Below are 25,782 nucleotides of genomic sequence, written 5' to 3'. Positions count from 1 at the left end.
AAGTTTGTTGCCATAGGTGACAACGCTGCAAACAAAAAACAGCCTAGCATTAATGCTAGACTGTTTTTATATTACTTATCATTCATCTTCGCCAATTTAGCAGCCTGATCTGCTGCGATAAGCGCATCAAGAATTTCCTGAATATCTCCGTTCATGATCTTATCGAGCTTGTAAAGTGTAAGGTTGATACGGTGATCTGTTACACGTCCCTGTGGGAAGTTGTATGTACGAATCTTTTCTGCACGGTCACCAGTACCAATCTGTGAGCGACGCTCTGCAGCTTCTGCATCCTGCTGCTTCTGAAGCTCTAAATCATAAAGCTTTGCACGAAGGAGTGCGAAAGCCTTTTCCTTATTCTGAAGCTGTGACTTCTCTGTCTGGCTGTAGATAACAATACCTGTTGGGTAGTGAGTAAGACGAACAGCTGAATCTGTTGTGTTGACACACTGACCACCGTTACCTGAAGCACGCATTACGTCGATACGGATATCCTTTTCATCAATCTGGATATCAACTTCTTCTGCCTCTGGCATAACTGCTACTGAACATGTAGATGTCTGGATACGGCCCTGTGACTCTGTCTCTGGAACACGCTGTACACGATGTACACCAGACTCGTACTTAAGGATTGAGTATGCGCCAGTTCCCTTAACCATGAACTCGATGTTCTTCATTCCGCCGATACCTGTCTCGTCTGCTTCAAGAAGCTCAACCTTCCATCCACGTGACTCTACGTAATGTACGTACATACGGTAGATTTCCGCTGCGAAAAGGGCTGCTTCCTCTCCACCTGCGCCTGCACGAATTTCCACGATAACGTTCTTATCATCGTTAGGATCCTTAGGAAGAAGTAAGATTTTAAGCTCCTGCTCAAGGCGCTCAACCTCTGCCTGAGATTCCTTCATCTCTTCCTTTGCAAGCTCCTTCATTTCCTCATCTGATTCAAGCTCGAGAAGCTCTAAAGAATCCTGAATGTTCTGCTTGTGAGCTGAATACTGCTTGTAAGCCTCTACGATAGGTGCAAGCTCAGCCTGCTCCTTCATGAGTGCTCTAAATCTGGCATTATCATTAGCCACATCTGGCTCAGAAAGCAAGTTCATTACTTCCTCGTATCTTAATACTAAATCTTCTAATCTATCAAACATGCTAAAACCTCCATGTTATTAACCACTTTATTAACAGACACAATACACCTGCGTCACTATAGATGTCCTTTAACGACCCTATCGTTGCCTGCTAAATCCTTTATTACTTCAACGTCCTTGAATCCTGCCTCTTTGAATAGTGCAGAAACATCAGGCCCCTGATCATAGCCGATTTCAACTAAAAGCCAGCCACCATCGTTAAGATAATCCCCTGCCTCAGCAGTGATTTTCTTATAGAAGAAAAGGCCATCCTCTGTGCCGTCTAGTGCAAGACGAGGCTCATGATCCTTTACCTCTGGCTCCAACTCATCCACAACTGCTGAAGGGATGTATGGTGGATTTGATACGATGGCGTTGAACTTGCCGCTAACTGGCTGGAACATATCGCCTTTAACAAAATCCGCCTTACGGCCTACAAGCCTAGCGCCATTCTCGCGGGCAACAGCAAGTGCTTCCTCCGAGATATCTACACCTATTCCTGAAAGCCCTTGGCCCAGGACAACAAGAGATAGAATAACACATCCGCTGCCAGTACACAAATCCAAAATATGGCTACCACTAGGAATAACCTTAAGAGCCTCCTCTACGAGAGTCTCGGTGTCCTGACGAGGGATGAGAACATTTTCATTTACCCAAAATGTGATGCCCATGAAATCCTGCTCTCCAGTAATGTGCTGGAGTGGCTCATGACCTGCTCTCCTTAAAAGGACATCCTTATATTTATAAAGAATATTATTATCGATTTCTTCTGATTGCTTCAGAAAATACTGAGCCTTTGTAAGACCGCTAACATATGAAAGAAGATACCAAGCGTCTATCTTTGCATCAGCGATATTTTCTGATTCCAGTAATACTATTCCTTTATCTAAAGCCTGTTTAAAAGTCATACCTAAAAACACTCCCTGTTTTCTTCGATGAATCCTTTCCAATCAAACACTGCTTCTACTGAGGCAATTCCAACCTCAATCATATCGTCGTCTGGCTCCATTACTGTAAGTCTCTGTAACCATAGCCCTGGCTTTGAGAAAATGTTTACAAAGCCATTTTCATGACGTCCTGCAAGCCTTATGAACTCATAAGAAATACCAGCGATAACTGGAATAAGTAAAAGTCTTGCAATGAGCTTTACCCATGTGTTATCGAAAGAGATAAACATGAAAACAAAAACTGAAATAATGAATACAATGAAAATGAAGCTAGTACCACATCTCTTGTGAAAACGTGTGGCTGTGCGAACATTTTCAACTGTAAGAGGCTTTCCTGCCTCGATACAATTAATGCATTTGTGCTCTGCACCGTGATACATAAAGGTACGCTTGATATCATCCATATGAGAAATCATCACGATGTAACCAATAAAAATACCGATACGAATAAGTCCTTCGATGAGAGCAATCAACGCCTGCGACTCAATATATTTGTTTAAACCAAGGGATATAAAGTATGGCAACGCAAAGAAAATACCAAGAGCAAGTACAAATGACAACACCAGAGTGCCGCCCATCTCAGCCTTTTCCTTTTTCTCGAGCTTTTTAAGCTCTTCTTCAGAAAGCTTTGATTTATCAACAGCATCCTCTTCGTCCTCGAAGAAGCTAGCTGAATACATAAGTGTGCTAAGGCCAATCACAAGTGAATCAATAAATGATACCATTCCTCTGATAATTGGAATCTTGTGCCACATGTCATTTATGTCTTTTGTATTTTTAACATCTACTGCAATAGATTTGTCTGGTGTACGAACTGCCACGGCATATTTATTGCCGTTTCGCATCATAACGCCTTCCATCACAGCCTGTCCGCCTATGCCTGAATACTTCATTTTAAGCCCCCTACACGAAATAAAGGGCTGAGACGAATCTCAACCCTTAAAAGTCCAAATAAATGACTACTTTGCGTCAATACCATACTTCTTGTTGAACTTGTCAATACGTCCACGAGCCTGTGTAGCTTTCTGCTGGCCTGTGTAGAATGGATGACACTTTGAACAAATTTCTACGTGGATGCTCTCCTTTGTAGAACCTGTTACGAATGTGTTACCGCAGTTGCAAGTAACTGTAGCCTGGTAATAATCTGGATGGATACCCTGTCTCATTTAATTTCACCTCTCATAATAATTTTTTACAATTTCCAACTGTAATTTGTGAGATAAAAATCTCGAATACTGCTTAAATGCGAGGGTCTCGCATTTCATCCCGATTAACAGCTTCTCAAGTATAACATGGAATATACTAAAATACAACCCCTGTTTTACCATCTGATACTTCTTCCTGGTCTGAATCCTCCATGGTCTTCAAGCGACCAAAGAAATCTTCCAGCTTATCCATAAGTTCTTTTTTATCTATTGATTTAAGTATATAGTCCTCTGGCCCTAAGCCAACGGCTCTTATAACCATATCTCTATCACTCTTGCCAGTCAAGAACATTACTGGAATATTTCTAGAGCCTGGGTCTTCTTTTAACATTCGAAAAACTGTAGGGCCATCCATCGATGGCATTTCGCAATCCAGTAAAATCAAATCTACGTTTTGTGAATTGTCCATCAGCCAATGGATAGCTTTTGTACCAGCATCAAGCATAGTAATCTGATATCTGTCTTTCATCCACTCATGAAGCATTCGCATATACGTTGCATCGTCATCTACTATTAAAATATGACGCTGTCTGGCAGGTTTTATTTCGCCCCCTAATGCCTTTTCCAATGTTTCCAGCAAGGCATCCATATCAACAGGCCTATTAAACCACCCTACGATTGCCGATTTAGGGATAATTTCTGTAGCCTTCTCATACTCTGCTTCTTCGCCTACAAGTATAAGCAAACGCTCCTGCTCCAGGCATAGCTTTCTCATTTCGTTTAAAAAATCTTCTCCACTTGGAGTATAGATTTCGTCATCCAAATAGTAAATTATCGGTTCACTCTCCTCAATAGCTTCCTCAATCTGAAAGATACTTGGACGAACCGGCACCCCTTCAATTCCTGATTCCTGCAGCTTCTTTTGAATTCCCATTACTGAAAAGCTGGACTTTGAACTGATAATTGCTACTTTACTTTGCTTTTCATTAGAAAACCCGTAATCCATTAGTTACCCCCATTGTTAAGCATTTTTTTAGCTGATTCAACAACACCCTCATAATCAAGCTTTTGTAAAAGCTCTCGTACATGTTTCATTTCCGATTCTACATTTTCCGGCATAGCATATTCATCCAATGAATCTAAAACCATCTCTGTAGATGTGTAATCACAAACGCTGGCCATTTCTATAATTGAATATATTGCATCCTTCAATTCCCCTGGATCCAGCGTTTTCTTCGTTTCTTTTACTTCTTTATATGAATTTTCCAGGCCTAGGTATTCTCTTATTAATTCCTTATGATGAGATTTTATATAATCCCAGTCGTTTTCATTTCCTGCCTTTTCTAAAGCTTCCGCTTTACTTGAAATGGACATTTCACCTATCAATCTAGCTGTGCTCTTCAGTCCATGAACCTTGATAGTGTAGTTTTTAATGTCCTCCGCTTCCAATAAACTATCTAGATTCCTTGCTGTTTCTTGAATAGTGGATATAAATATTTTTATTAAAGCTTTTCTTTCCTCATCATCCGTTGTTAAGGATTTATTATTTTTTATATCACTGATCGATTTCTTTACTATCTTTTCTGCCGGTACGTATTTTGTCAGCACCTGCTCCAAGGCTTCCGCGTCTATTGGTTTTGTCAGATAGTCATTGAATCCCTTTGATATGTAAAAATCCTTAGCACCTGCAATTGCGTTAGCAGTCAATGCTATTACCGCCGTAGATTCATCAATCATATGTCGCTTCTTTAGAAGCTCCAGCGTTTCTACGCCATCCATATCCGGCATCATATGATCCATGAAAATGATGTCGTAATGCTTCTCCTGAATTCTAGTAAGTGCTTCTGGTCCAGATTCTGCTAAATCAGGAATAAAATCATAAACCTTCATAAGGTTCTTTGCCACTACAAGATTCATTTCATAATCATCTACAACTATAATGTTGGCTGTCGGCATAGATGGATAAGTATACTTATTCCTTCGCATATAGCTGCGCTTAACACGTTTTCTATAATCTCCCAGCGGCTCATCATTAATGATTCCCTGTCTGACAACAAACGAGAAAGTGGAACCCTGTCCATACACACTTTCCACTTTCAGGTCGCTTCCCATCAGCTTAAGAATCTCTATAACAATTGGTATTCCAAGACCTGTGCCCTCTATGTTTCTATTGCGCTCCTCCTCTATTCTAGTAAATGAAGCAGATAGCTTTTCCATATCTTCTGGCTTAATACCAATTCCAGTATCCTGCACACTTACGCCAATATCAATTGCTCCATCTGATCTGGATTCTTCCCAAATATTTAAAGTGATTACACCTACTTCGGTATATTTCACTGCATTTGTAAGTAGATTATTAATTACCTGGCCCAATCTGACATCATCGCCAAACAATGTGGTTGGTAGATTGGTATCTACATTTACATCCATCCTCAGGCCCTTTGATTTAGCTCTAGTAGTTACAGCCGTAACAAACCCATTTATCATGGTGGCTAAGTCGTACTCAACCTGGATTATCTCCATCTTGCCCTCTTCCAGCTTTGAGTAATCCAAAACACTGTTTACCTGAGCAAGCAAAGCTTTTCCAGCCTGTTTTACATTAGTTGCATACTCTACTATTTGCTCATCCGCGCTTTCCCTGATAATCATTTCGTTCATACCGAGGATAGCATTAATAGGAGTTCTTATTTCATGTGACATGTTTGCTAAGAACTGGCTTTTTGCCCTACTTGCAGAATCTATAGCATCTAGCTGACGTTGCATAAACTCATTCATGCTATTTATTTCTTTTATAACATTCTGTGCAATTCTAAGTGCCACAATAATGGCAAAGATTAAAAAAATGGAAAAAACAACGATTAGTTTAATGAATTGATTTCTACTAAGCGTGCCGTCAGAAATGACGGCAACTGAAGCTAGTAGTGCCCCCACTACAATAAATAATACTACTGTTACAATTAAAATCATTTTAATGTAAACAGATTTCATACCTCACCCCATAAGTATATCCATCACCGCTTCATATACCTGATCACTACGAACCTTCCAATTGTTACATAGTGTTTCTGCCTGCTCCTTAGAGCCTACATGAAAGCTTAAATCCATGGTCGGAACATCGTTTTCCGTAATACGAAGCTGTACAACATAGCCACCCCTATCGGCTTTGAAGTACGTTGCCTTGTAGGAATTCTCTTCCTTCATGGAAATGGAATTGACCTTTAGATATTTGTTAATATCCTTTGAAAGAGCTGGAGAAATCTTTTCTTTGAATAGCTCCAAGGTCTTCACACCATCATCTGTAATTGAATAGGTCGTATTATTATGATTAGTTTTCGAAAAAATCAGCCCTGCTTCCTCATCGTCGCTGATGGCTTGCTGGGCTGTGAAATAATCAGTCAAATCACCCTCCAGAAAGAAGTCTGTGATTTGACTGTTGCTAAGCGGGAAACCACTACGATGTAATAATTCTAGTATTGTAATCTTGTATATTAAATTTGGTTCTGCCATGATTTTCCTCACTAACTACTTATAACTTATTTGATTTAAACCAATGCTTTAATTGCATTTGCTACTGCTACTGCAACACGTGGATCAAAAGCTTCTGGCAAAATGAAATCATCGCAAAGATTCTCTTCGTCAACAAGACCGGCAATAGTTTCTGCTGCTGCCAATTTCATTTCTTCTGTGATAGCTGTAGCTCTCGCTTCAAGGGCGCCCCTAAAAATACCAGGGAATGCAACTACATTGTTAACCTGATTAGGAAAATCAGAACGTCCTGTACCAATTACCCTAGCCCCTGCTTCCTTTGCTTCGTCAGGCATAATCTCTGGTGTAGGGTTGGCCATCGCAAAAAGAATTGAATCCTTTGCCATAGAGGCAACCATTTCCTTTGATACGATACCCGGAGCCGAAACACCAACAAAAATGTCCGCACCAACTAAGGCATCCTTAAGTGTACCAGTCTTATGTGAAAGGTTCGTGACGTTGGTCATTTCTTTTTGCATCCAATTAAGATTTGGATAGTCCGGACCAATGATTCCTTCCCTATCACACATTGTGACATCCTTAAATCCATATCTAAGAAGAAGCTTTGTAATGGCTATTCCTGCAGAACCTGCACCATTAACTACTACCTTGCAATCTTCTTTTTTCTTGTTAACTACCTTTAACGCATTGATAATGCCAGCAAGTACAACAATTGCTGTACCATGCTGATCATCATGAAATACTGGAATATCAAGCTCCTTTTTAAGACGCTCTTCGATTTCGAAGCAACGTGGAGCAGAAATATCCTCAAGATTGATTCCACCAAATGTTGGAGCAATAGCCTTTACTGCAGCAACTATTTCGTCTGGATCCTGAGTATTTAAAACGATAGGAAATGCATTAACACCACCGAACTCCTTGAACAATACGCACTTGCCTTCCATAACTGGCATTGCTGCAAGTGGTCCAATATTTCCAAGGCCAAGGACAGCAGAACCGTCAGATACAACAGCCACTGTGTTTGCTTTAAGTGTGTAGCTATACGCTGCTTCTGGGTCTTCAGCAATGATTCGGCATGGAGCTGCAACGCCTGGAGTGTAAGCAATCGACAAATCCTCTCTGCTTTTAACTGGCGCCTTTGCACATGTCTCGATTTTACCGTTCCACTGCTTGTGTAAAAATACCGCTGTTTCGTCTACTGATGCCATGATTTCCCTCCTTGAATATCAATTGAATTAGATAACTCTCTTACGAATAATCATATCGATGTATTCGTCATTGCTCTTTGTATGAGCAAACATATTAAGAATAGTTTCAACGGCGTCTTCTTTTCTGGCACCATTGATTGCTTTTCTCATAATTTCCATTGCATCAAGCTCTTTTCTTGAAAGAAGAAGATCTTCTCTACGAGTACCAGAACCTGTGATATCAATAGCTGGGAATATTCTCTTTTCTGAAAGCTTTCTATCAAGAATAAGCTCCATATTACCTGTACCCTTGAATTCCTCGAATACAACGTCGTCCATCTTGGAACCTGTATCTACAAGTGCTGTAGCAAGGATTGTAAGGGAACCGCCTTCACGCATGTTTCTGGCTGCACCAAAGAACTTCTTTGGCATGTGAAGAGCTGCAGGATCAAGACCACCTGAAAGTGTACGGCCTGATGGCTGTACAGTAAGGTTGTATGCACGTGCAAGACGAGTAATTGAATCCAAAAGAATCATTACATCCTGGCCATGCTCTACTAATCTCTTTGCTCTTTCAATAACCATTTCTGAAACACGCTTGTGGTGTTCTGGACTCTCATCGAATGTTGAATAGATAACTTCAACATTTTTGCTGTTTCTCATAGTGTCCTTCATGTCTGTAACTTCCTCAGGACGCTCGTCGATAAGCAAAATGATAAGATGCATATCTGGATGTGAGTAATTAACTGATGTAGCAACTTCTTTAAGAAGTGTTGTCTTACCTGCCTTTGGCTGGGAAACGATCATACCACGCTGACCCTTACCAATTGGGCTAACTAAATCAACGATACGCATTGCAACTGAGCTGCGCTGTCTTTCAAGACGAATACGTTCATTTGGGAAAATAGGTGTTAAATCCTCGAAATTAGGACGCTTGCTAGCTCTTGAAGGATCGTAACCGTTAATTGAATCTATAATCATAAGTGCAGCGAACTTGTCTGTAGGGTTGTTGAAACGCTTCTTACCTATGATAATATCGCCTGTCTTAAGGTTAAACTTTTTGATTTGTGACTGACTAACATATACATCGTCTGTACCTGGCATGTAGTTGTCACATCTGATGAAACCAAAGCCATCTCCCATTACCTCAAGAATTCCACTTGCTGGAATAAGATTGTCCATAGGGATATCTGCTGGAACCTCTGTCTTGTCAGCCTTCTCAGATTTTTCAGCCTTCTCTGGTCTCTCCTGTCTTTCTGTTCTTTCTACCTTTTTAGGTCTTTCAGCCTTTTCTACTGGCTCTGACTTTTCTGCAGATGCAGCTTCATTCTGCTTGTCAATTTCGTCCTGTGCAAGCATAGCTTCTACCAAATCTGCTTTTTTCATTGCTGATGCGCCTTTTATTCCCCTAGCTTTTGCTAAGTCGCGCAAAATTGTTACTGATAAACTTTCATATTTTTCTCTCATCTAACTCTCCTTAATAAAATAAAAACGTCATGGAAATAAAAGTCGAATCGACTAACGAATAACTTTGATGATAGTTGCATTATATAACCAAAATCTTCGTATGTCCATAACTTTATTTTAGGCCAAGCGCTCTAGCTTAGGCTCAAAGAACTCCTCTAATTTGTTGATTGGAACTGGTGCTGCGTATTTATAACCCTGGATATATTCGAATCCTAGACCAATAGAAAGTTCAGCCTGTTTGTTGTTTTCAACACCTTCTACTAGTACTACTAATCCATGACTCTTAAACACATCAACCATATTTTGAATCAATCTAAGCAAAATAGGGTCATCCATTGATTTATAAAGTAAGCTCTTGTCGAACTTGATTGTTCTAAATGGTAAGCTGACAATTCTTTCAAGGTTAGAGTAACCTGTTCCAAAATCATCAAGATAAAAATGCACGCCTGCGGCATTAAACTCTTCCATGTTGTGACTAATTGCTTCGATTTCGTCACTAGTCATAGACTCTGTCATTTCGAGACGAATTCTGTCGCAAGTAATACCATTGTTTTTGATAATTTCAATAAGCTCATCATGTAGGCAATAATCCATAAACTCTGAAAGTGAAACATTTACAGATACAGCTTCGAAATTGTAGTAATCTTGAATCTCGTAAATCTTTGCACACACCTTGTTAAGAATAATTCTTGTAAGTGTATGAATACATCCCACCTTTTCAGCCAATGGAATAAATATATCCGGTGAGATTAATCTGCCATGAACATCAAGACGCATCAATGCCTCAGCGTTTTGATAATTGTTGTTGGTGACATCGAAAATAGGCTGCACATAAACCACAACTCTTGAGTCCATTAAGTCATCCTTATTTCTGATGTCAACAATAACTCTTTCTATTTCCTTCTGTTCCATGCAGATATTGTAATCAGAAAGTGTTGCCTCATAAACTCTCACTTTCTTTTTAGCTGCCTTGTCAAACAAGAAATTAGAATATGCGTCAAGCGTCTGTAAATCACAGTTTTCTAAATCATTTTTAATAACAACCATTCTGTATTCAGGGCTGTTGGAATATTCCCAATTAGACATAGCCTCTTCAAGATCATTCTTTACAAGCTCTATTGTCTCTCTTGTAACGTATTCGCTATTATTTGGGAAAATAATGCCATAAGTAAACTCATTGATAGAGTAAACCCTAGCGTCTGGGTTGTGCTGTTCCAGATTTCTAATCTGTGCAGATATTCTACGATTAGCAATATACATAAGCTCGTAGTTATCTACTACCTCAAGACGAGGGAACTTTATATAGATGAAGCCAATATGCTTGCCGTTTTTATTCTTCTTTTGAAGCGACAAAAGATGAGCCTCGAAAGCCTGCTTATTCTGGCAGCCTGTCACCTCATCATATAAATTACTATGAAAAACAATATAACAAAGCATAAATGGCACAACATATGTGACACTAAGAATCACATACTGTGGCTGTATCATTTGAATTATTAATGTAAGAACTTCAAATGGTACATATATAAATATAAGGTTCATAAGAACTCTTGGGATTTCATTTCTATTCTGAAAAGTTGAAAGCACAATAAGAACAACGTCTAAAAGCGCAAACCATACGTTAACATTAAACCATTCAGTAAATTTGTAAGCTCCATCAATAACAGTTACATAACTATCAGAGATAAATACTCCTCCTACAACAACCATGTAAATTGCGATGAAGACAATAACAACAACATTTAACGTATCTAAATTTTCTCTTTGTTTTAAACTAAGTAAGTGTATATAGGAAAACAATAAAACGAGAATTCCAAGATAGGTGACATAATAAAACAGCACAGACATCCTAAACAAGAATCCTTCTAAGGCTGTATCAAAGCTCAAAAGGAAAATGGATGCCATGTGCAAAATAATATTAGCCACTGATAAGATTTGACCATAAAAAACAACGGAAAGGACAGCGGTCCTCCTTGGTTTGGTGGCCACTGTCAAATAAAGCATTACAAGTGCTATTAGTAAGTCTACTCTCTCTGCTGCAATATTAAATCCGTTGATTAACATAACAAAATTCTGCCCTTTAATTTATATTTTGCTTATTCCTGTAGAGATTCCATGATAGGTGGTATAAGCTGTTTCTTTCTTGAAACTACACCATCTAAAATGTAGCTATCTGCAGCAACAGGCATTCTAAATGCATCGGCAATTATTTTGTCAGCCTCCCCGCCAACGAATAGAAGCTCTGTTGATTCATTAAGGATATCAGTAAGCATAACGAATACTGCATTCAAATCTGATGAATTAAGTACAGAATCCATGTATTTTCTGATTTCACCCTTAATAGAATTAAGCTGCCCCTTTGATACTGAACTTACCTGGGCAACTCCAAACTTTGTGTCTCCGCTAGTGAAGATCTTGTAATCCTGATGGAAGATCTGCTCAGCTGTACGGTCCTTGAAATCGCTGCCTGCTTCAAACATAGAAGTTGCAAGCTCTGTAACATCAACACCGGCAATCTTAGCAAGCTCTCTTGCTCTTTCTTCGTCTATTGGTGTACATGTTGGTGACCTAAACATCAAAGTATCTGAAAGGATTGCTGAGCAAAGTACACCAGCAATTTCCTTTGGAATTTGTACTCCTCTTTCCTTGAACATCAGCGATACAATTGTGGCTGTAGAACCAAGTGGCTGATTTCTGAAAAGAATTGGTGAAACAGTTTCAAGTGAACCAAGTCTGTGGTGGTCGATGATTTCAAGAACTTCTGCCTGATCAATACCATCTACTGCCTGAGACTTTTCATTGTGGTCTACTAAAATAACCTTCTTCTTTTGCATATTTAAAAGAAGACGACGTGAAACCATTCCAATATAATGTCTGTTTTCATCGAGAATTGGGAAATCTCGATGACGAACTGTTTTCATAACTTCTCTAACATCATCTACATAATCGTCTAACTCAAAGCTGATAATGTCTTCCTTCTGCATGAACTGACGGATAGGCATTGACTGATGAATAAGACGAGCAACTGTAAATGTGTCGTACTCCGTAGTGATAAGCACTACCTGATGATCTATAGCTGCCTTTTCAACCTCAGGGTCTACTGATGAAGCGCCACAAACTACTAAGCAGCTACATCCTGCTTCGATACAGATAAGCTGACGAGCTGTGATATTACCAACAATAACAAGGTCGTCTCTGTTGATATCTTCTTTAAGATCCTCTCTGTTGTTTGATGCAATAACTACAGAACCTTTTACAAAATATGCGTGTGGATTTCCTGTAACAAGACGTCCACTAAGTGTACTAATGATATTTGAGAACTGTGTACGTGCTCTTGAAAGGATGCTGTTGTCGTATACATCCATGTATGAGTACGCAATATCTCCGTTTACGATTACACCTTCAAGCTTGCCTGTCTTTGCAATAACTGGAAGTGTAACAACGTCTCTCTCTAGCATGATTTCCCATGCTTTCTTAAGAGAAATATGACCATCAACGCCCTCGAGCTGTCTATACTCAATATCCATGAGCTGTGCTCCAACGTCTGATATTGTTTCTGGCTCCTGAACGCCAAAACGGTCTAAAACGTAACGAGTCTCTTTATTGAGCTCGCCCGCTTTCTTTGGTATATAATTTACTCCTGTGCCAAGTGCATTTTTAAGGTATGCATATCCTATAGCGGCACAAATACTGTCGGTATCAGGGTTCTTGTGTCCGATAATAAAAACTGAATTCGGCATAATCCCTCCATCTATTCTATCTTAAAATAATCCTATCGAGAGAATAAGTGATGCAATAGATACCCCCATTGTTAATACAAGTAGAACAATAACTACGACTGAAAGCTTCTTTAATGAGCTGTAATGCTCGATGGCTTTAATAGCCTGCTCCTCGCTATTGTCATGTTCCTTTAATAAATCCTGAATCAAACGATATAAATGAACTGATTCTGAGTGCGTTTTCTCGGAAAGCTCGTTTTGAATATTATCCAAACCATCTGATACATTTTTAAGTGTATCCTGAAGATTTCTATTGTGGGTCTCGTAGGACTCTTGATTATCACTCACCTGGCCCTTAATGTCAATCTCTAATTGATCCATGTTGTTTTTAACAACCTGCATCATACGGTCTACCTGAGTTTCTACATCAGCAACAAGGCTATCTGCCTCCTGCTGCTTTCTTGAAAGCTCTTCCTGTAGCTTAACATTAATTGCTTCTTTCTCTCTAACTAAAGCTTCTAATTCTGCAGCCTTGCGCTCTTTCTGAGCAATGAGTTGCTGTAGCTGTGTTGCCTTCTCACGGAATGCGTCAATCTGTGCTAAAAGTAAGTCTTCTCCGTTATCAACAACTGGCTGTGCAACAGGCTTTTCAGCTGCTCCCTCTACATTAATGTTTTCCATAGCACTCTCCTCCTATGTTAAAATGTAAATTTGTCTGCAAAATAAGCATCCAAATCTGCAATCGCAATTCTTTCCTGCTCCATAGAATCACGATGACGAATTGTAACCATATGGTCTTCTTCTGAATCAAAGTCATATGTGATACAGAATGGTGTTCCGATTTCGTCCATACGACGATATCTCTTACCGATTGTTCCTCTGTCGTCAAATTCGCAGTTATATTTCTTTGAAAGCTCTGCAAATACTTTTTCAGCGCCTTCGTTGAGCTTCTTTGAAAGTGGAAGCACACCAATCTTTACTGGTGCAAGAGCTGGGTGGAAGTGAAGAACTGTACGAACATCACTCTTTCCATCCTTACCAACCTCTTCCTCATCGTATGCTGCGCAAAGGAATGCAAGAACAACACGATCAGCACCAAGAGATGGCTCGATTACGTATGGTAAGTACTTTTCATTTGTCTCATCATCGAAGTATGTAAGGTCCTGACCAGATACGTTCTGATGCTGTGTAAGGTCGTAGTCTGTACGGCTAGCGATACCCCAAAGCTCACCCCAACCAAATGGGAATAAGTACTCGATATCTGTTGTACCTGTTGAGTAGAATGAAAGCTCCTCTGGATCGTGGTCACGAAGTCTCATTTCGTCTTCCTTCATGCCGAGGCTTGTAAGCCAATCACGGCAGAAGCTTCTCCAGTACTGGAACCACTCATCCTGTGTACCAGGCTTGCAGAAGAACTCAAGCTCCATCTGCTCGAACTCACGAGTACGGAATGTGAAGTTACCAGGTGTAATCTCGTTACGGAATGACTTACCAATCTGGCCAATACCAAATGGAACCTTCTTACGAGATGTACGCTGAACATTCTTGAAGTTTACGAAAATACCCTGTGCTGTCTCAGGACGAAGGTAAACTGTGTTCTTAGCATCCTCAGTAACACCCTGGAATGTCTTGAACATAAGATTGAACTCACGAATATCTGTGAAGTTGTGCTTGCCACATGTAGGACATGGAACGTTGTTGCTATCGATGAATTCCTTCATCTCTTCCTTGCTCCAACCATCAACTGATGACTTAAGCTCGATACCCTTTTCAGCAGCAAAATCCTCAATGATTTTATCAGCTCTAAATCTTTCGTGACATTCCTTACAATCCATAAGTGGATCTGAGAATGAACCAAGGTGACCAGAAGCAATCCATGTCTGTGGATTCATAAGAATCGCACAATCAACACCTACGTTGTATGGATTTTCCTGAACGAATTTCTGCCACCAAGCTTTTTTTACGTTATTCTTAAGCTCAACGCCAAGATTACCGTAATCCCATGTATTAGCAAGACCACCGTAAATCTCGGAACCTGCATATACAAAGCCTCTTGCTTTAGCAAGAGCAATAATTTTGTCCATTGTTTTTTCCATGATTATGTTCCCTTCTAATATTATTCCAAAGTATATATAACATATACTAAATCTGAAGCATCCTCATTCCCATCAGCTTGGGAAATTGTAACTGTGTCCGCTTCTACCAAATCAACATTGGCATTTGATATATATGTAATTGTGCCAGGCACAACAACAGTAACGTTTTCTTTGATAATGGCCACCTGCATGCCAGCGAATAAGCTGTCAGTGTCCACCACCTGTGCTTCCCCTACTACATTATCAGCTACAGTTGAAAAAAGCTCACCAAAATCGTAGCCAGCAGAAACTGCATCTTCGTAAGAAGCATCAAAAGTTTCATAAGAAGTGAAAGCTGTGTAGCAATCAGCATCCTTATATGTAGTTTTAATGTAGGCTTCGTCCCCTTTAACAGAAAGCTTATTAAGCTTGATTGCTTCCTCGCCATAGGTTTCGTTGAAGCTACTTATTAAATCATTTGTGTAGCTTTTAAGCTCCGATTTTGAATATGTATCTGAATCAAAATCAATCACTTCTTCAAAAACGACCTGTCCATTTTTCTGGAAAGTAATGGTAGAAGTGTCGGCTGTGTTACCTGAACCAATCAGCCCACCTAATAATTTTACAATAAGTGTAATGAGAAGTGCAAAAATACAAATGCAAACAACACCTAGAATAATGCGATTGCGCATTACCTCGCGCTGTCTTCTTTTCCTACGAGCTTCCTGAAGCTCCCTAGCAGCAACTCCCTGTCTTGTAGGACTTTTTGCACTATTACGACTCCGCATGCCAGAACCCTGGCGGGGTCTGTTATTAGTCATAGAAATTCCTCGCTCTTATATTTATGCGACCTATAGTTTAATCTATAGCCGTCTAAAATTCTAGTTAATTCTTCTTCAGTTTCCTCATTCAACACAAAAGTATACAACTTTTCAATGGTTGAGGAAACTATAAATTGCATTGTATACAGTGTTGAGCTGGAAATATTTGAACCTGCTTCTAAATTTGCACACTCTTTGCAGAGCATTCCATGTCTTTTCAACGAAAAGGCCGTTAAATTTTCCTTTTTTCCACAACATGTACAATTAAATACATTAGGATATTCACCATCTATTACCCAGGTTTTTAAATCGTAGATGTTTTTCAGAAGGCGATGGCTAAATTTGCCCGATTCTAAGGCTTTCAAGCTCTGATACAAAAGAGCCAGTCTGTTTCTTTCATCCATTCCCTCCACTGAGAGAAAATCAGCTACCTCCAAAAAATACGAGCCCAGGCACACCTTATCATAATCCAAAACCAAATCCCTGAAGTAATTGGAGATATTGGCTTTGCTGATATGGTAGGAATTTCGGCCTTCGAAAGCATCGAAAACTCCAAAACAAAATGGTGAACATGCAGCAACAAGTGGATTGTTTGGCCTTCTTGCTCCTTTGGCAAAAGCTGTAATTCGTCCTGCCTCCTTTGTAAGGATAACAAGGCGCTTATCAAATTCACCAACATCAGAGCTGGAAAGCACTAATCCTGTCAGGGTAACCAGTCCCATTTATCCTAAATCCTCTTTCTTGTAACCGAAAGTCTTTAAATCGTACTCGCTTTCTCTCCAATCCTTTTTAACCTTAACAAAGAGCTTAAGGTTTACCTTTGCTTCAAGAAGCTTTTCGATTTCGTAACGAGCATTTGTACCGATTTTTTTGATCATGGCACCGCCCTTACCAATAATGATTCCCTTGTGTGAGTTTTTCTCGCAGACAATTGTCGCTTCGATATCCCACATTGGACGCTTACCAGGGCGCTCCTTCATGGAATCAATAAGAATTCCTATTCCGTGTGGAACCTCATCATTTAAAGCATGAAGAGATTTTTCACGGATAATCTCTGCTGTAATTTCTCTGAGAGTCTGATTAGTAACAGTCTCAGGGTCATAGAAGGCAGGTCCTTCTGGTAAATATTTAAATATAGTAGAAAGAAGATCTTCGCAGCCTTCTCCATGTAAAGCAGAAACTGGAACAACCTCAACAAAATCACATAAATCCTTGAATGCTGAAATTGTCTCTCCTACTTTTACACCATCAGCCATGTCAATCTTGTTGATAACTAACATTACTGGAGCATCTACTGTGGATAAAAGCTCAGCAATTTTCTTATCTCCGGCGCCAACCTTTGTATCAGGCTCTACAAGCCAGAGAATCAAATCAACATCGTTGATTGTGCTTTTTGCTGCAGACATCATATATTCGCCAAGCTTATTCTTAGCTTCGTGCATACCTGGTGTATCCAAGAACACGATTTGACCAACTTCCTCATCTGTATAAACAGTTTGGATTCTGTTTCTTGTTGTCTGTGGCTTGTTACTTGTAATAGCAATCTTCTGCCCAATTATATGGTTCATCAAAGTGCTCTTACCAACATTTGGGCGCCCCACTATAGTAACGAAACCCGATTTAAAATTATCACTCATTCTAAATTCCTCTTAACTAATATAAATTCTCTACTACCGTAAATAACTCTGAATTCGCTTCCACCACTGATTCATTGCCTACAACACAGATGTAGCGTTGTGACATAGCAGCATCCACTGGCTCAGCCAAGGCTCTGATGTCCTCTACTGTTGCATCTAAAACTTCATCTCTGGTGCGTTGCAAATCCTCGTAGCTAACGCCTGAAATATAGCAATTCAATCCACGAAGGCCACGCTGTGAAGGTGTAAGTGGTGTATCCATGCCACTTATAGTACCTATAATGTACTTTGTCATATCTCTATCGTCAGCATCAAAGTTTCTAAGGTAGTCTCCAGTCTCTTCAAACACTTTGAGAGTCTCAGCTAGGTTTGGATCACGATATGAAACAAACACCATATCTCCCTGGCGACTTGAATTCATATTGCAACCATATGCACCACCCTGAACACGAACCTTAATCCAGAAATAGTCATAACCAAGGATTGTATTGAGAAGCTTATAGCTTCCGTTGTATTTATATCCTGATTTAACAAAATCGCCAGCCATCGCTACATACTGAATCTGAGAAGCATCCTTAAGGGCCTCCTTTACTGGATGAACCTCAAACTCATTATCTCCCTCGAAGGAAAGCTTTTCCTGAGAAAGCAATGGTCTTATATCGTTGACAAGCCTTCTTGCCTGATTCAGTACCTCTGTCTTACCAGTAGAAGATATTATCAATCTATCCTTTGCAAATATTGTTTTACACATTTTGTTAAGTTTAGATATAATTTCATCTTTTCTATTGTCGAAGTTCTCTTCAAGGTCTACCAGGAATCTGTAGAATCGAACTCCATTTGCCAAATCTGAAATATTGGCCTTCTTTGAGAAACCACATCTCGCTCTAGTAGCAGCCACCTGGTTACCTCTTGAATTGAGGATTGATTCCATGTGGGATTTCTCTGCTACGATAAGCTCCTTTAATCTCTTTTCATCCGAGAATAAGGTATTGCATATCATTTCCATTGCAAGATCTTTGGCCACATCCGCTTCTTCATAAATGAATTTTGAGCGAACCTCAAAGGTGATGCGATATTTATCATGCTCGCCAAACACTTCATGAACTGCTGTAGTGGTGGTGATGCCACCTGTATGAAGATACATTTCATTAGTGTAATCGGCATATGTATAATGCTTTGTATCCATTAATCCGATGAATCGTTCCAACAATGATACATATGGAATATCTGATAATGTAATATCGCTAATATCAAAAACCATATTGAAATAATGGATTCCATTTGTACTAACCTTGTGATGAAGAATTGTTGTTCCATCCTCATCATATACCGCCAAATCAATAGGACGTGCTTCTCTTGTCAGGTCGAATCTGGAAAGCATAGGTATCTTTGCCAAATCCTCCTTTGAACTAGGAGTCTCCTGGTATTCCTTTAGATGAGCCGTATGTTCAACAATCTGCTTAATTTCTTCCTTTGAAAGACTAGCCTTTTTAGTAGCAAGCTTTTCCTTTAATTCATTGTCATCTGCTGCTGTAAGTCCCTGCTTCGGTCTAAGAGTAACGACAGATTTATGATTGTTTGAAAGCAAATAAACATCGGCAATATAATCAAAAAGTCCGTTATTAACTCTGGTTTTAATTTTATCTAATACTTCAACAGCATGTAGATGAAGGAATGGCTGATTCTTATCGTATAACCAGCTATCAAGAAGCTGAAGTCCAATGATAAGTCCCTTTGGTGCACTACCAAAGTCAAGCTCTCTAGCTCTAAACTGTTCGCCATTTATTGCAGCAAAAAGAGTCTTTTTATCAATACCCTTTTTGATTTCCTTTTGAAGTGTAGTCTCGATAATATCTACAAAGCGATCTCTGTCCTCTTCGTTTGCCCCACGTGCTACTACTGAAAAATACATCTGACGCTGAGACGATTCAAACGAACACTCAACATCCTCTGCAATATTCGCATCAATAAGTGCTTTATATAAAGGAGCACCCGGTGCAGAAACAAGAGCATAATTTAATATATCGAAAGCTCTATACATGTTTGGATCAAGAACATCTCCTATGCAGACATTATATGAAAGATAAGCATTGTTCTTTGTCTCCTGGTCTGCCCCGATTGGATAATCTACTGTAACCTCTACAGGCTTATCAAAGGCAGGCTGCATGTTAATCTCTGAATCTACCTCTAGATAATCGTAGTGGCGAAGATATTTGGTATCTAAATACTCAAGTAAATCATCGATATCCACATCACCATAAACATAGATGTATGAATTGCTTGGATGATAATACTTGCTGTGGAAGGCAAGAAAATCCTCGTATGTAAGACTAGGAATAACCTTTGGGTCACCGCCTGATTCAATAGCGTAAGTTGTATCTGGGAAAAGAGAATTAAGAATCTGACGTGAAAGCACATCATCAGGTGATGAATATGCGCCCTTCATCTCGTTGTATACAACGCCGTTGATTGTTAAGTCGCTGTCCTCATTTTCCATTTCATAATGCCAGCCCTCCTGTTCAAATATCTCACGGTATTTGTAGATATTTGGGTGGAAAACCGCATCCATATATACATCAATAAGATTCATGTAGTCAGCGTTATTTGTGCTGGCTATAGGATAAACTGTCTTATCTGGATATGTCATTGCATTAAGGAAAGTATTAAGGCTTCCCTTTACAAGCTCAACAAATGGGTCCTTTACAGGATATTTATCTGAGCCACAAAGGACTGTGTGTTCAACGATGTGAGCTACACCTGTAGAATCCTTTGGTGGTGTTCTAAAACCTATGTAAAAAACTTTGTTTGTATCATCGTTTGAAATAAAACAAATTCTAGCTTTTGTTTTCTTATGTTCAAATATGAAGCCTAATGAATCTAATCCCTCTAGCTTTTCTTCTTTAAGTAATTCGTATGCCTTGTTCAAATTAATGCCTTTCTATTGTGTGATATGTACATCTAGCTGATTGTAGCAAATTTCGATTCCCGATTTATCAAATCTATTTTTAATTTCTTCTAATGTGCTCCATTTTGTAAGCCAGTAATTGTCTATATCCACTGGGAATCTCAAACCAATCTGTACAGCACTTTCTCCAAGCTCTGCTACAAAAACCTGAATAGGAGAAATCTCAAGCCTATGCTCAGCCTTTTCAGCAATATCCTGAAGTATTTCTTTTGCCTTTGCGATATCTGAGCCATAGCTGATGCCCACTGTTTCGTTAAACAAACGATAGCTTTGAGCTGTGCAGTTTGTAAGTGATGTAGCTGAAAGTGTTCCATTTGGAATCTGAACCAAACGGCCATCTAGCATCTTTAGAGTAGTGTAGATGATGTTGATTTTATCAACTGTACCTTCCTGCCCTGAAGCATGCTCAATAATGTAATCCCCAACTCTAAATGGATGCATAACAAGGATAAGTATGCCACCTGCAAAATTTGACAAAGCTCCCTGTAAAGCAAGACCTATTGTAACCCCAAGGCCTGCTACAGCTGCAGATATTGATGTAGTTGTAACACCAAATAAGCCGAGAATAATTGTCAGTAGAATTATGTATAGAATCCATTTAAGAACAGATTCAAGGAAGGTCTCCACACCTGGATCAACTTCCTTAAGGTTCATAGCTTTATGAAAAAGCTTGATTATACCTTTAATAATACGGGTTCCAATGAAAAAAACTATAAGTGCAAGAACTGCACTCCAAAAGAAGCTCCAAAACTTTGGTATCATGGCTTCAAGCTGCTGCTGAAGCACACCAGACTGTATGTCTTCCACTAGTTCATCCGCTGTAACTGTCTCTACTGTGTCCATAACACCCTCCATGTATTTACAATCTGTTATATTGTATCATATTTACTGACATGAAAAAAGCGGCAGGAACTCCTGCCGCCTCAAAGTAATATAACTATTAACTAGTTATATTTAGTAATATCATGCTTTTCTTTTATTGCTACTCCAATTGTTAAAAGTATTAACAACAATCCAAATATTGCAATAACCATCGCTGTTCTCTCTAGAACATCAAACATTTTTTCTGTTTCACCAGCTTTAGCAACATCTTCATCAGCAATATCAATCACATCTGCTGCTGTAGGTGTTTGAGTATCTTCGATAGCAACTTCATTATTTCCATTGGCTGCTTCATTATTCTGGTTTCCGCCTGCCGCACCGCCTGCCTGTCCTTGGCCATTTCCATTTGCTGTGCCGCCTGCTGTGCCATTGCCTGCCACTCCTCTTACTGCCGCTGGAACAAACTGATAGCTCATTTGGCCTTCACCTTCTACCACACCATATGATGTGGAAGTGGTTGTATTATAGATTGTCTGGCCACCAGATGATGCCTTAGTATATGTAAATACAAATTCGTCATTTTCCTTTAGACTTGTAGTATGAAGATTTAAAGCGTTTGGAATATATCCATCTATATATTTATATGGAACATATACTTCATCACCAATGGCTCCGTAAAAGGTATTCTGCTGAGCAAGTGCATTTCCTGCGCCGTCCAAATACTTAACTGTATATGGAACTACCGCTCCTACTCCATAAGCTACAACATAGGAATTGTCTTTTGTAACTGAGAAAGTAGATTCAGAAACAACATCGTTTGATCCACTGATTCTCATTCCCTTTACATAGTACTTATCGTTTGAATCATCAGGTATTTCCACTGCTGATTTAGGGTTGAAGGAAATCTGGTCATTGTATTTAAGACCCTTGATTATAACCGAATCCTTATTTGACGAAACAGAAACCTCATCACTTGCACTTACAATTGTCAACGAATCTGACATATCTGAAACAAAACCTGCTCCTATTTCCTCTGTACCACCACGTATTATACTTATTTGATATGTGTACTCTTCAGCTCTCACCCAAATAGGCGAAATAAGAGAACATAACATGGTCATTATTAAACTAAATCCGAATAATCTTTTTAATTTCTTCATATCACGCTACCTTCTCTCTATTATTTTTTGAGATCCAAAAGTAACTAATTACAAGTAATAATCCTATAAGTAACATCATGCTACATACAATAATAGGAATAATGGAATCTCCTGTTTGAGGGCTTCCAAGTGTATTAGTATTAGCAAGTGGAACTGCTGGCTCCTCTAATACTACTACCTGGCTTCCTCCTGGTATGGTGTACACTACTCGCTTTGTTTCAGATGTGTTTACTACTACATTCTCCGGTGATGTTTGCTTCTCAGCTCCAAACCTTACATCCAGCTGTGCAAGCTTTTGCATGTAATCATTGTCCTGCGAATTTCCATCAAGCTTGATTTCTATAACAACTGTTCCACTGGCCTGACTTGCTAATGAACCTACGCTCATAAATGCGTTTTCGCCATTTTTCAATCCGCCCTGAACCTGTTTCAAGCCAACTACTGTAGTGTTGTCGCCACCTACGGTTTCACTATCATATAGGACGTTTGTGTTGCCATTTAAGTTGTAACTAATCTTGTAAGAATAGGCACCGCCACTGATATTTGCTGAGCTTCCATCTGCATTTTTTTCTTCCAGCGATGCAATTACATCTGTACTTAAGTAAAAATCTGTAGTTGCGCTAGAGTTGTTTTTGTAATTAACCTGAAATACTACTGTATCCCCAGGCATTACACTGGTAATGGTGGATTTATCCACATTGTAGTCTGAGCTAAATCCCTGTCCATCATATTCAACATTCCATCCTGTTGTTTGTGTAGCTGCATTAGATTCAAAACTTGTTGTCATTAGCCCTGCCACTGTAACTACTAGAGCAAGGACTGTATTAAAAATTTTCTTTTTCATCTCTTGCTCCTTTCTTAATTAACAGGCTTACCACCAATTGTTAGTATGTTTCCGTCGTCTTGTCCATCACATGTTGCCTTGATTCCCCAGGCTGCATATATTGCATCTTCACTGTTGTGAGTCTGAACTGCGTCTGCCTGAATTTCGATTTGGAAGGCTTGTCCATCGTAAAGATATTCGTTTACTATGGTTCCTTCAATTTCTACGCCATTCTCTACATATGGCTTTGTTTCTACGAAGGATGTAAGCTTACTCTTTACCTGTACTGATACTAAAAACTCTGCTGCATTTCCACAACCAAGAGGTGTTGTCATGTAATAAACTGCCTGCTCTGTTGTAGTTTCATCAGGATTTAAATACCATCCATCAGCGATTCCTAACTCAATCAAATCAGGAGCAAGATTTGTGCTTTTACCATCCTTGTACCAATTCTTTCTAACTACAACTCTTACATATTCACTGTAGCCAGTTTCCTGATTAGAGTTATTAACAATTCTTACACTCTCGTTGTATATTTTTCCTACTTTGAATTTCTCATCTTTTGCCACTTCACTGAAATTCAATTCATTTTCTACTGCAACGTATCCTTCGTCTGTTTTCTCCTGAACCTCAACTGAAATTGTTGCTGTTGAGAAGTTTACTCTCTCAGCTGCTGACTGATAAACAATTGCTGCTCTTGCTGCCCCAGCAGATGCTGAAATAATGATTATCAAGCCAAGTGCTAATATTATCAGAGGGTTCTTATATAATTTTTTCATACTCATCCCTCCTATCGCATCTGCTCAATCACTTCAACAGGTTGCACTTGATCTTCGTTAGAAATTGCATTTGTCCAATCAGCGTATGCATTTCCTTCCTCGTCGTAAAGAACTTTTGTTGCTTCCTGAATGATGATTACATTGAAATCGCTTGTACTACCGTCAAAATCAATTTTCAGGTTAAGATCTTCCGTCTTTTCACCAGGTTTAAGGATTTCGCTGTAGTAATAATACCCACCATCTAAATCCGACCAATTAGTAGATGTTTGCTTTGTAATCATACAGGTGTCTGGATATAAAGCCTTAGCTCTAACAAATATGTCGTAATCACCTGTATTTGAAATCGCTATTGTTTTAATCATGTGATTCACATCATCATCCATCTCTGGAAGCTCTACATCCCCAAGGGTAATTGGAATTGTTTTGCTAACAGTAGCGGTGTCTGTAAAATATGCTATGGCCGGTTTCACTGCAAGACCACCAATTAAGGCAATGGCTGCAGCCACTAATATTAATCGATTTACTTTCATAATTAGCTACCTCCATCTCACATCTACCTAAAAGTTTCAGCTGGTTCCATATGTAACTGTTCCTTTGGATTGCCATCCTTGTCAGTCCATATAATGTTGCCATTCTCATCTACGGTGAACTGATTTTCTGCGCTAATTCCACCGGAGATTAGATTTCCGTTGTAGTCATTTTCAAAATTAGCTGTTACTGTATCTCCCGGTTTTATCACTAATCCTGAAACTATCTCATTCCCTACTGCTTCATAGCTAGCACCTGTGTATATCTCTTCTACTGTGACAACTGCTGATGCTGGTATGTCCTTTATTGTTCTTGTCTTGCTTCCAGCTTTGTCAAAATCGATTGAATACACATTGTTTAAAACTACCTCGTTATCCAGCGTTGCTGTAACTTTATAAACAAATGATGCTTTTCCCAGTGACTTATTGAATGTATCCAGAGTCTTTGTTATAGCAAGATCACCATATGCTTGCTCAGCCTCTGATTTGATTGTAAATTCTACATCGTACTGCCACTGGTCACTTCCCTGTCCTGTCATAATGTATGTACTGGTTGGTGCATAGAGGATATAGCTTGTAAATGTGTATGTATACCTTCTATCTGCTGCAGGCTGTGGTACGTATAAATAGATTCCAGCTCCGTCTGGCATGGTAACTGTTTTTTCAGATTCACCAGCACCTCTATTTATCTCAATAGTGGTGTAGTCTTCCATGTCTTTTGCAATAGGTTCGGCAACAGCCACTATATTATCTATGATGTCGTCTGGCGATGGGTTTTGATCTAAAATTCTTAAATCTATATCTTCAAACCCAGCTTCTACAGTGGCTTTGCCTGTCTCTCCAATATCAGCTATCTTATATAGTCTGATTTGAAGCTTACCGTCAAATTCCTGTGCAAATATCGATTGATCATTTTCAGCTATTTTAGCTGTAATAGTAATCGGAGTATTAGGATTAATCCTTCCAGCAGCTTTTAACCCAGTTATCTGTAGACAGCCTATGATTAATAACGCCCCAAGAATTATTCCTATTAATCCTTTTGATTTAAATACTGCCTTCTTCATTGGCGACTCCCTTCCAAGTCACTATGACTTTACC

At 39.3% G+C, this 25,782-nt stretch carries 23 protein-coding genes; all 23 read right to left on the bottom strand.

Annotated features, from left to right (window positions below):
• Window positions 1-71: 71 nt before the first annotated feature.
• Window positions 72-1,145, bottom strand: a complete 1,074-nt coding sequence (gene prfA / locus CRN97_RS02265) for a peptide chain release factor 1 (RefSeq protein WP_090481586.1) — start codon at window positions 1,143-1,145, stop codon at window positions 72-74.
• A 56-nt stretch (window positions 1,146-1,201) separates the two neighbouring features.
• Window positions 1,202-2,032 carry a peptide chain release factor N(5)-glutamine methyltransferase gene (gene prmC, locus CRN97_RS02260; protein ID WP_097075706.1) on the bottom strand — a complete coding sequence of 277 codons (831 nt, stop codon included), beginning with the start codon at window positions 2,030-2,032 and terminating at the stop codon, window positions 1,202-1,204.
• A gap of 2 nt (window positions 2,033-2,034) precedes the next feature.
• Entirely contained in the window at window positions 2,035-2,964 is a 930-nt protein-coding gene (locus tag CRN97_RS02255) for a DUF1385 domain-containing protein (RefSeq protein WP_097075705.1), read from the bottom strand.
• 66 nt (window positions 2,965-3,030) lie between these two features.
• Window positions 3,031-3,237: a 50S ribosomal protein L31 gene (gene rpmE / locus CRN97_RS02250; RefSeq protein WP_015550865.1), complete on the bottom strand. Its 207-nt coding sequence runs from the start codon at window positions 3,235-3,237 to the stop codon at window positions 3,031-3,033.
• Between the two features lie 136 nt (window positions 3,238-3,373).
• Window positions 3,374-4,222, bottom strand: coding sequence for a response regulator (locus CRN97_RS02245; RefSeq protein WP_074788865.1), 849 nt, complete (start codon window positions 4,220-4,222; stop codon window positions 3,374-3,376).
• Window positions 4,222-6,204: an ATP-binding protein gene (locus CRN97_RS02240; RefSeq protein ID WP_097075704.1), complete on the bottom strand. Its 1,983-nt coding sequence runs from the start codon at window positions 6,202-6,204 to the stop codon at window positions 4,222-4,224. The genes CRN97_RS02245 and CRN97_RS02240 overlap by 1 nt, the downstream gene beginning before the upstream one ends.
• Before the next feature lie 3 nt (window positions 6,205-6,207).
• Window positions 6,208-6,723 carry a DUF4364 family protein gene (locus CRN97_RS02235; RefSeq protein WP_033153787.1) on the bottom strand — a complete coding sequence of 172 codons (516 nt, stop codon included), beginning with the start codon at window positions 6,721-6,723 and terminating at the stop codon, window positions 6,208-6,210.
• 35 nt (window positions 6,724-6,758) lie between these two features.
• The gene (locus CRN97_RS02230) at window positions 6,759-7,910 is read right to left on the bottom strand and encodes an NAD(P)-dependent malic enzyme (RefSeq protein ID WP_033153786.1); all 1,152 of its coding nucleotides are present in this window, start codon (window positions 7,908-7,910) and stop codon (window positions 6,759-6,761) included.
• Between the two features lie 27 nt (window positions 7,911-7,937).
• Entirely contained in the window at window positions 7,938-9,356 is a 1,419-nt protein-coding gene (gene rho, locus CRN97_RS02225; RefSeq protein ID WP_033153785.1) for a transcription termination factor Rho, read from the bottom strand.
• Between the two features lie 117 nt (window positions 9,357-9,473).
• Window positions 9,474-11,420, bottom strand: a complete 1,947-nt coding sequence (locus CRN97_RS02220; RefSeq protein ID WP_097075703.1) for an EAL domain-containing protein — start codon at window positions 11,418-11,420, stop codon at window positions 9,474-9,476.
• 32 nt (window positions 11,421-11,452) lie between these two features.
• On the bottom strand, window positions 11,453-13,096 hold the full coding sequence (locus tag CRN97_RS02215; RefSeq protein ID WP_074788860.1) for a putative manganese-dependent inorganic diphosphatase: 1,644 nt from the start codon (window positions 13,094-13,096) through the stop codon (window positions 11,453-11,455).
• A gap of 21 nt (window positions 13,097-13,117) precedes the next feature.
• Window positions 13,118-13,756, bottom strand: a complete 639-nt coding sequence (locus tag CRN97_RS02210) for a coiled-coil domain-containing protein (protein WP_097075702.1) — start codon at window positions 13,754-13,756, stop codon at window positions 13,118-13,120.
• A 17-nt stretch (window positions 13,757-13,773) separates the two neighbouring features.
• Window positions 13,774-15,171, bottom strand: coding sequence for a glycine--tRNA ligase (locus CRN97_RS02205; RefSeq protein ID WP_090481566.1), 1,398 nt, complete (start codon window positions 15,169-15,171; stop codon window positions 13,774-13,776).
• Window positions 15,172-15,191: 20 nt separating this feature from the next.
• Entirely contained in the window at window positions 15,192-15,971 is a 780-nt protein-coding gene (locus CRN97_RS02200; RefSeq protein ID WP_090481562.1) for a hypothetical protein, read from the bottom strand.
• Window positions 15,968-16,693 (bottom strand): DNA repair protein RecO, encoded by a 726-nt coding sequence (recO, locus tag CRN97_RS02195; protein WP_074788857.1) that lies wholly within the window; start codon window positions 16,691-16,693, stop codon window positions 15,968-15,970. Before recO ends, CRN97_RS02200 begins: the two co-directional genes overlap by 4 nt.
• A complete protein-coding gene (gene era, locus CRN97_RS02190; protein ID WP_090394557.1) occupies window positions 16,694-17,608 on the bottom strand; it encodes a GTPase Era in 915 nt (304 codons plus the stop codon). It lies immediately after the preceding gene.
• Between the two features lie 16 nt (window positions 17,609-17,624).
• Window positions 17,625-20,534 carry an insulinase family protein gene (locus CRN97_RS02185; protein ID WP_330400058.1) on the bottom strand — a complete coding sequence of 970 codons (2,910 nt, stop codon included), beginning with the start codon at window positions 20,532-20,534 and terminating at the stop codon, window positions 17,625-17,627.
• 12 nt (window positions 20,535-20,546) lie between these two features.
• Window positions 20,547-21,416: a mechanosensitive ion channel family protein gene (locus CRN97_RS02180; RefSeq protein WP_179670648.1), complete on the bottom strand. Its 870-nt coding sequence runs from the start codon at window positions 21,414-21,416 to the stop codon at window positions 20,547-20,549.
• A gap of 101 nt (window positions 21,417-21,517) precedes the next feature.
• Complete coding sequence (locus CRN97_RS02175) at window positions 21,518-22,555, bottom strand: MucBP domain-containing protein (RefSeq protein WP_097075699.1); 1,038 nt, start codon at window positions 22,553-22,555, stop codon at window positions 21,518-21,520.
• Between the two features lies 1 nt (window position 22,556).
• Window positions 22,557-23,399: a hypothetical protein gene (locus CRN97_RS02170; protein WP_090481551.1), complete on the bottom strand. Its 843-nt coding sequence runs from the start codon at window positions 23,397-23,399 to the stop codon at window positions 22,557-22,559.
• A gap of 14 nt (window positions 23,400-23,413) precedes the next feature.
• The gene (locus CRN97_RS02165) at window positions 23,414-24,157 is read right to left on the bottom strand and encodes a hypothetical protein (RefSeq protein ID WP_097075698.1); all 744 of its coding nucleotides are present in this window, start codon (window positions 24,155-24,157) and stop codon (window positions 23,414-23,416) included.
• Between the two features lie 11 nt (window positions 24,158-24,168).
• On the bottom strand, window positions 24,169-24,687 hold the full coding sequence (locus tag CRN97_RS02160; RefSeq protein WP_097075697.1) for a hypothetical protein: 519 nt from the start codon (window positions 24,685-24,687) through the stop codon (window positions 24,169-24,171).
• A 23-nt stretch (window positions 24,688-24,710) separates the two neighbouring features.
• Complete coding sequence (locus CRN97_RS02155) at window positions 24,711-25,748, bottom strand: DUF5979 domain-containing protein (protein ID WP_097075696.1); 1,038 nt, start codon at window positions 25,746-25,748, stop codon at window positions 24,711-24,713.
• Between the last annotated feature and the right edge of the window lie 34 nt (window positions 25,749-25,782).

It is taken from the genome of Pseudobutyrivibrio ruminis DSM 9787 (assembly GCF_900218035.1).
Classification (GTDB): domain Bacteria; phylum Bacillota; class Clostridia; order Lachnospirales; family Lachnospiraceae; genus Pseudobutyrivibrio; species Pseudobutyrivibrio ruminis.
The sequence above is the reverse complement of the archived record's forward strand: the minus strand, read 5'-3'. Positions and strand labels throughout refer to the sequence as shown.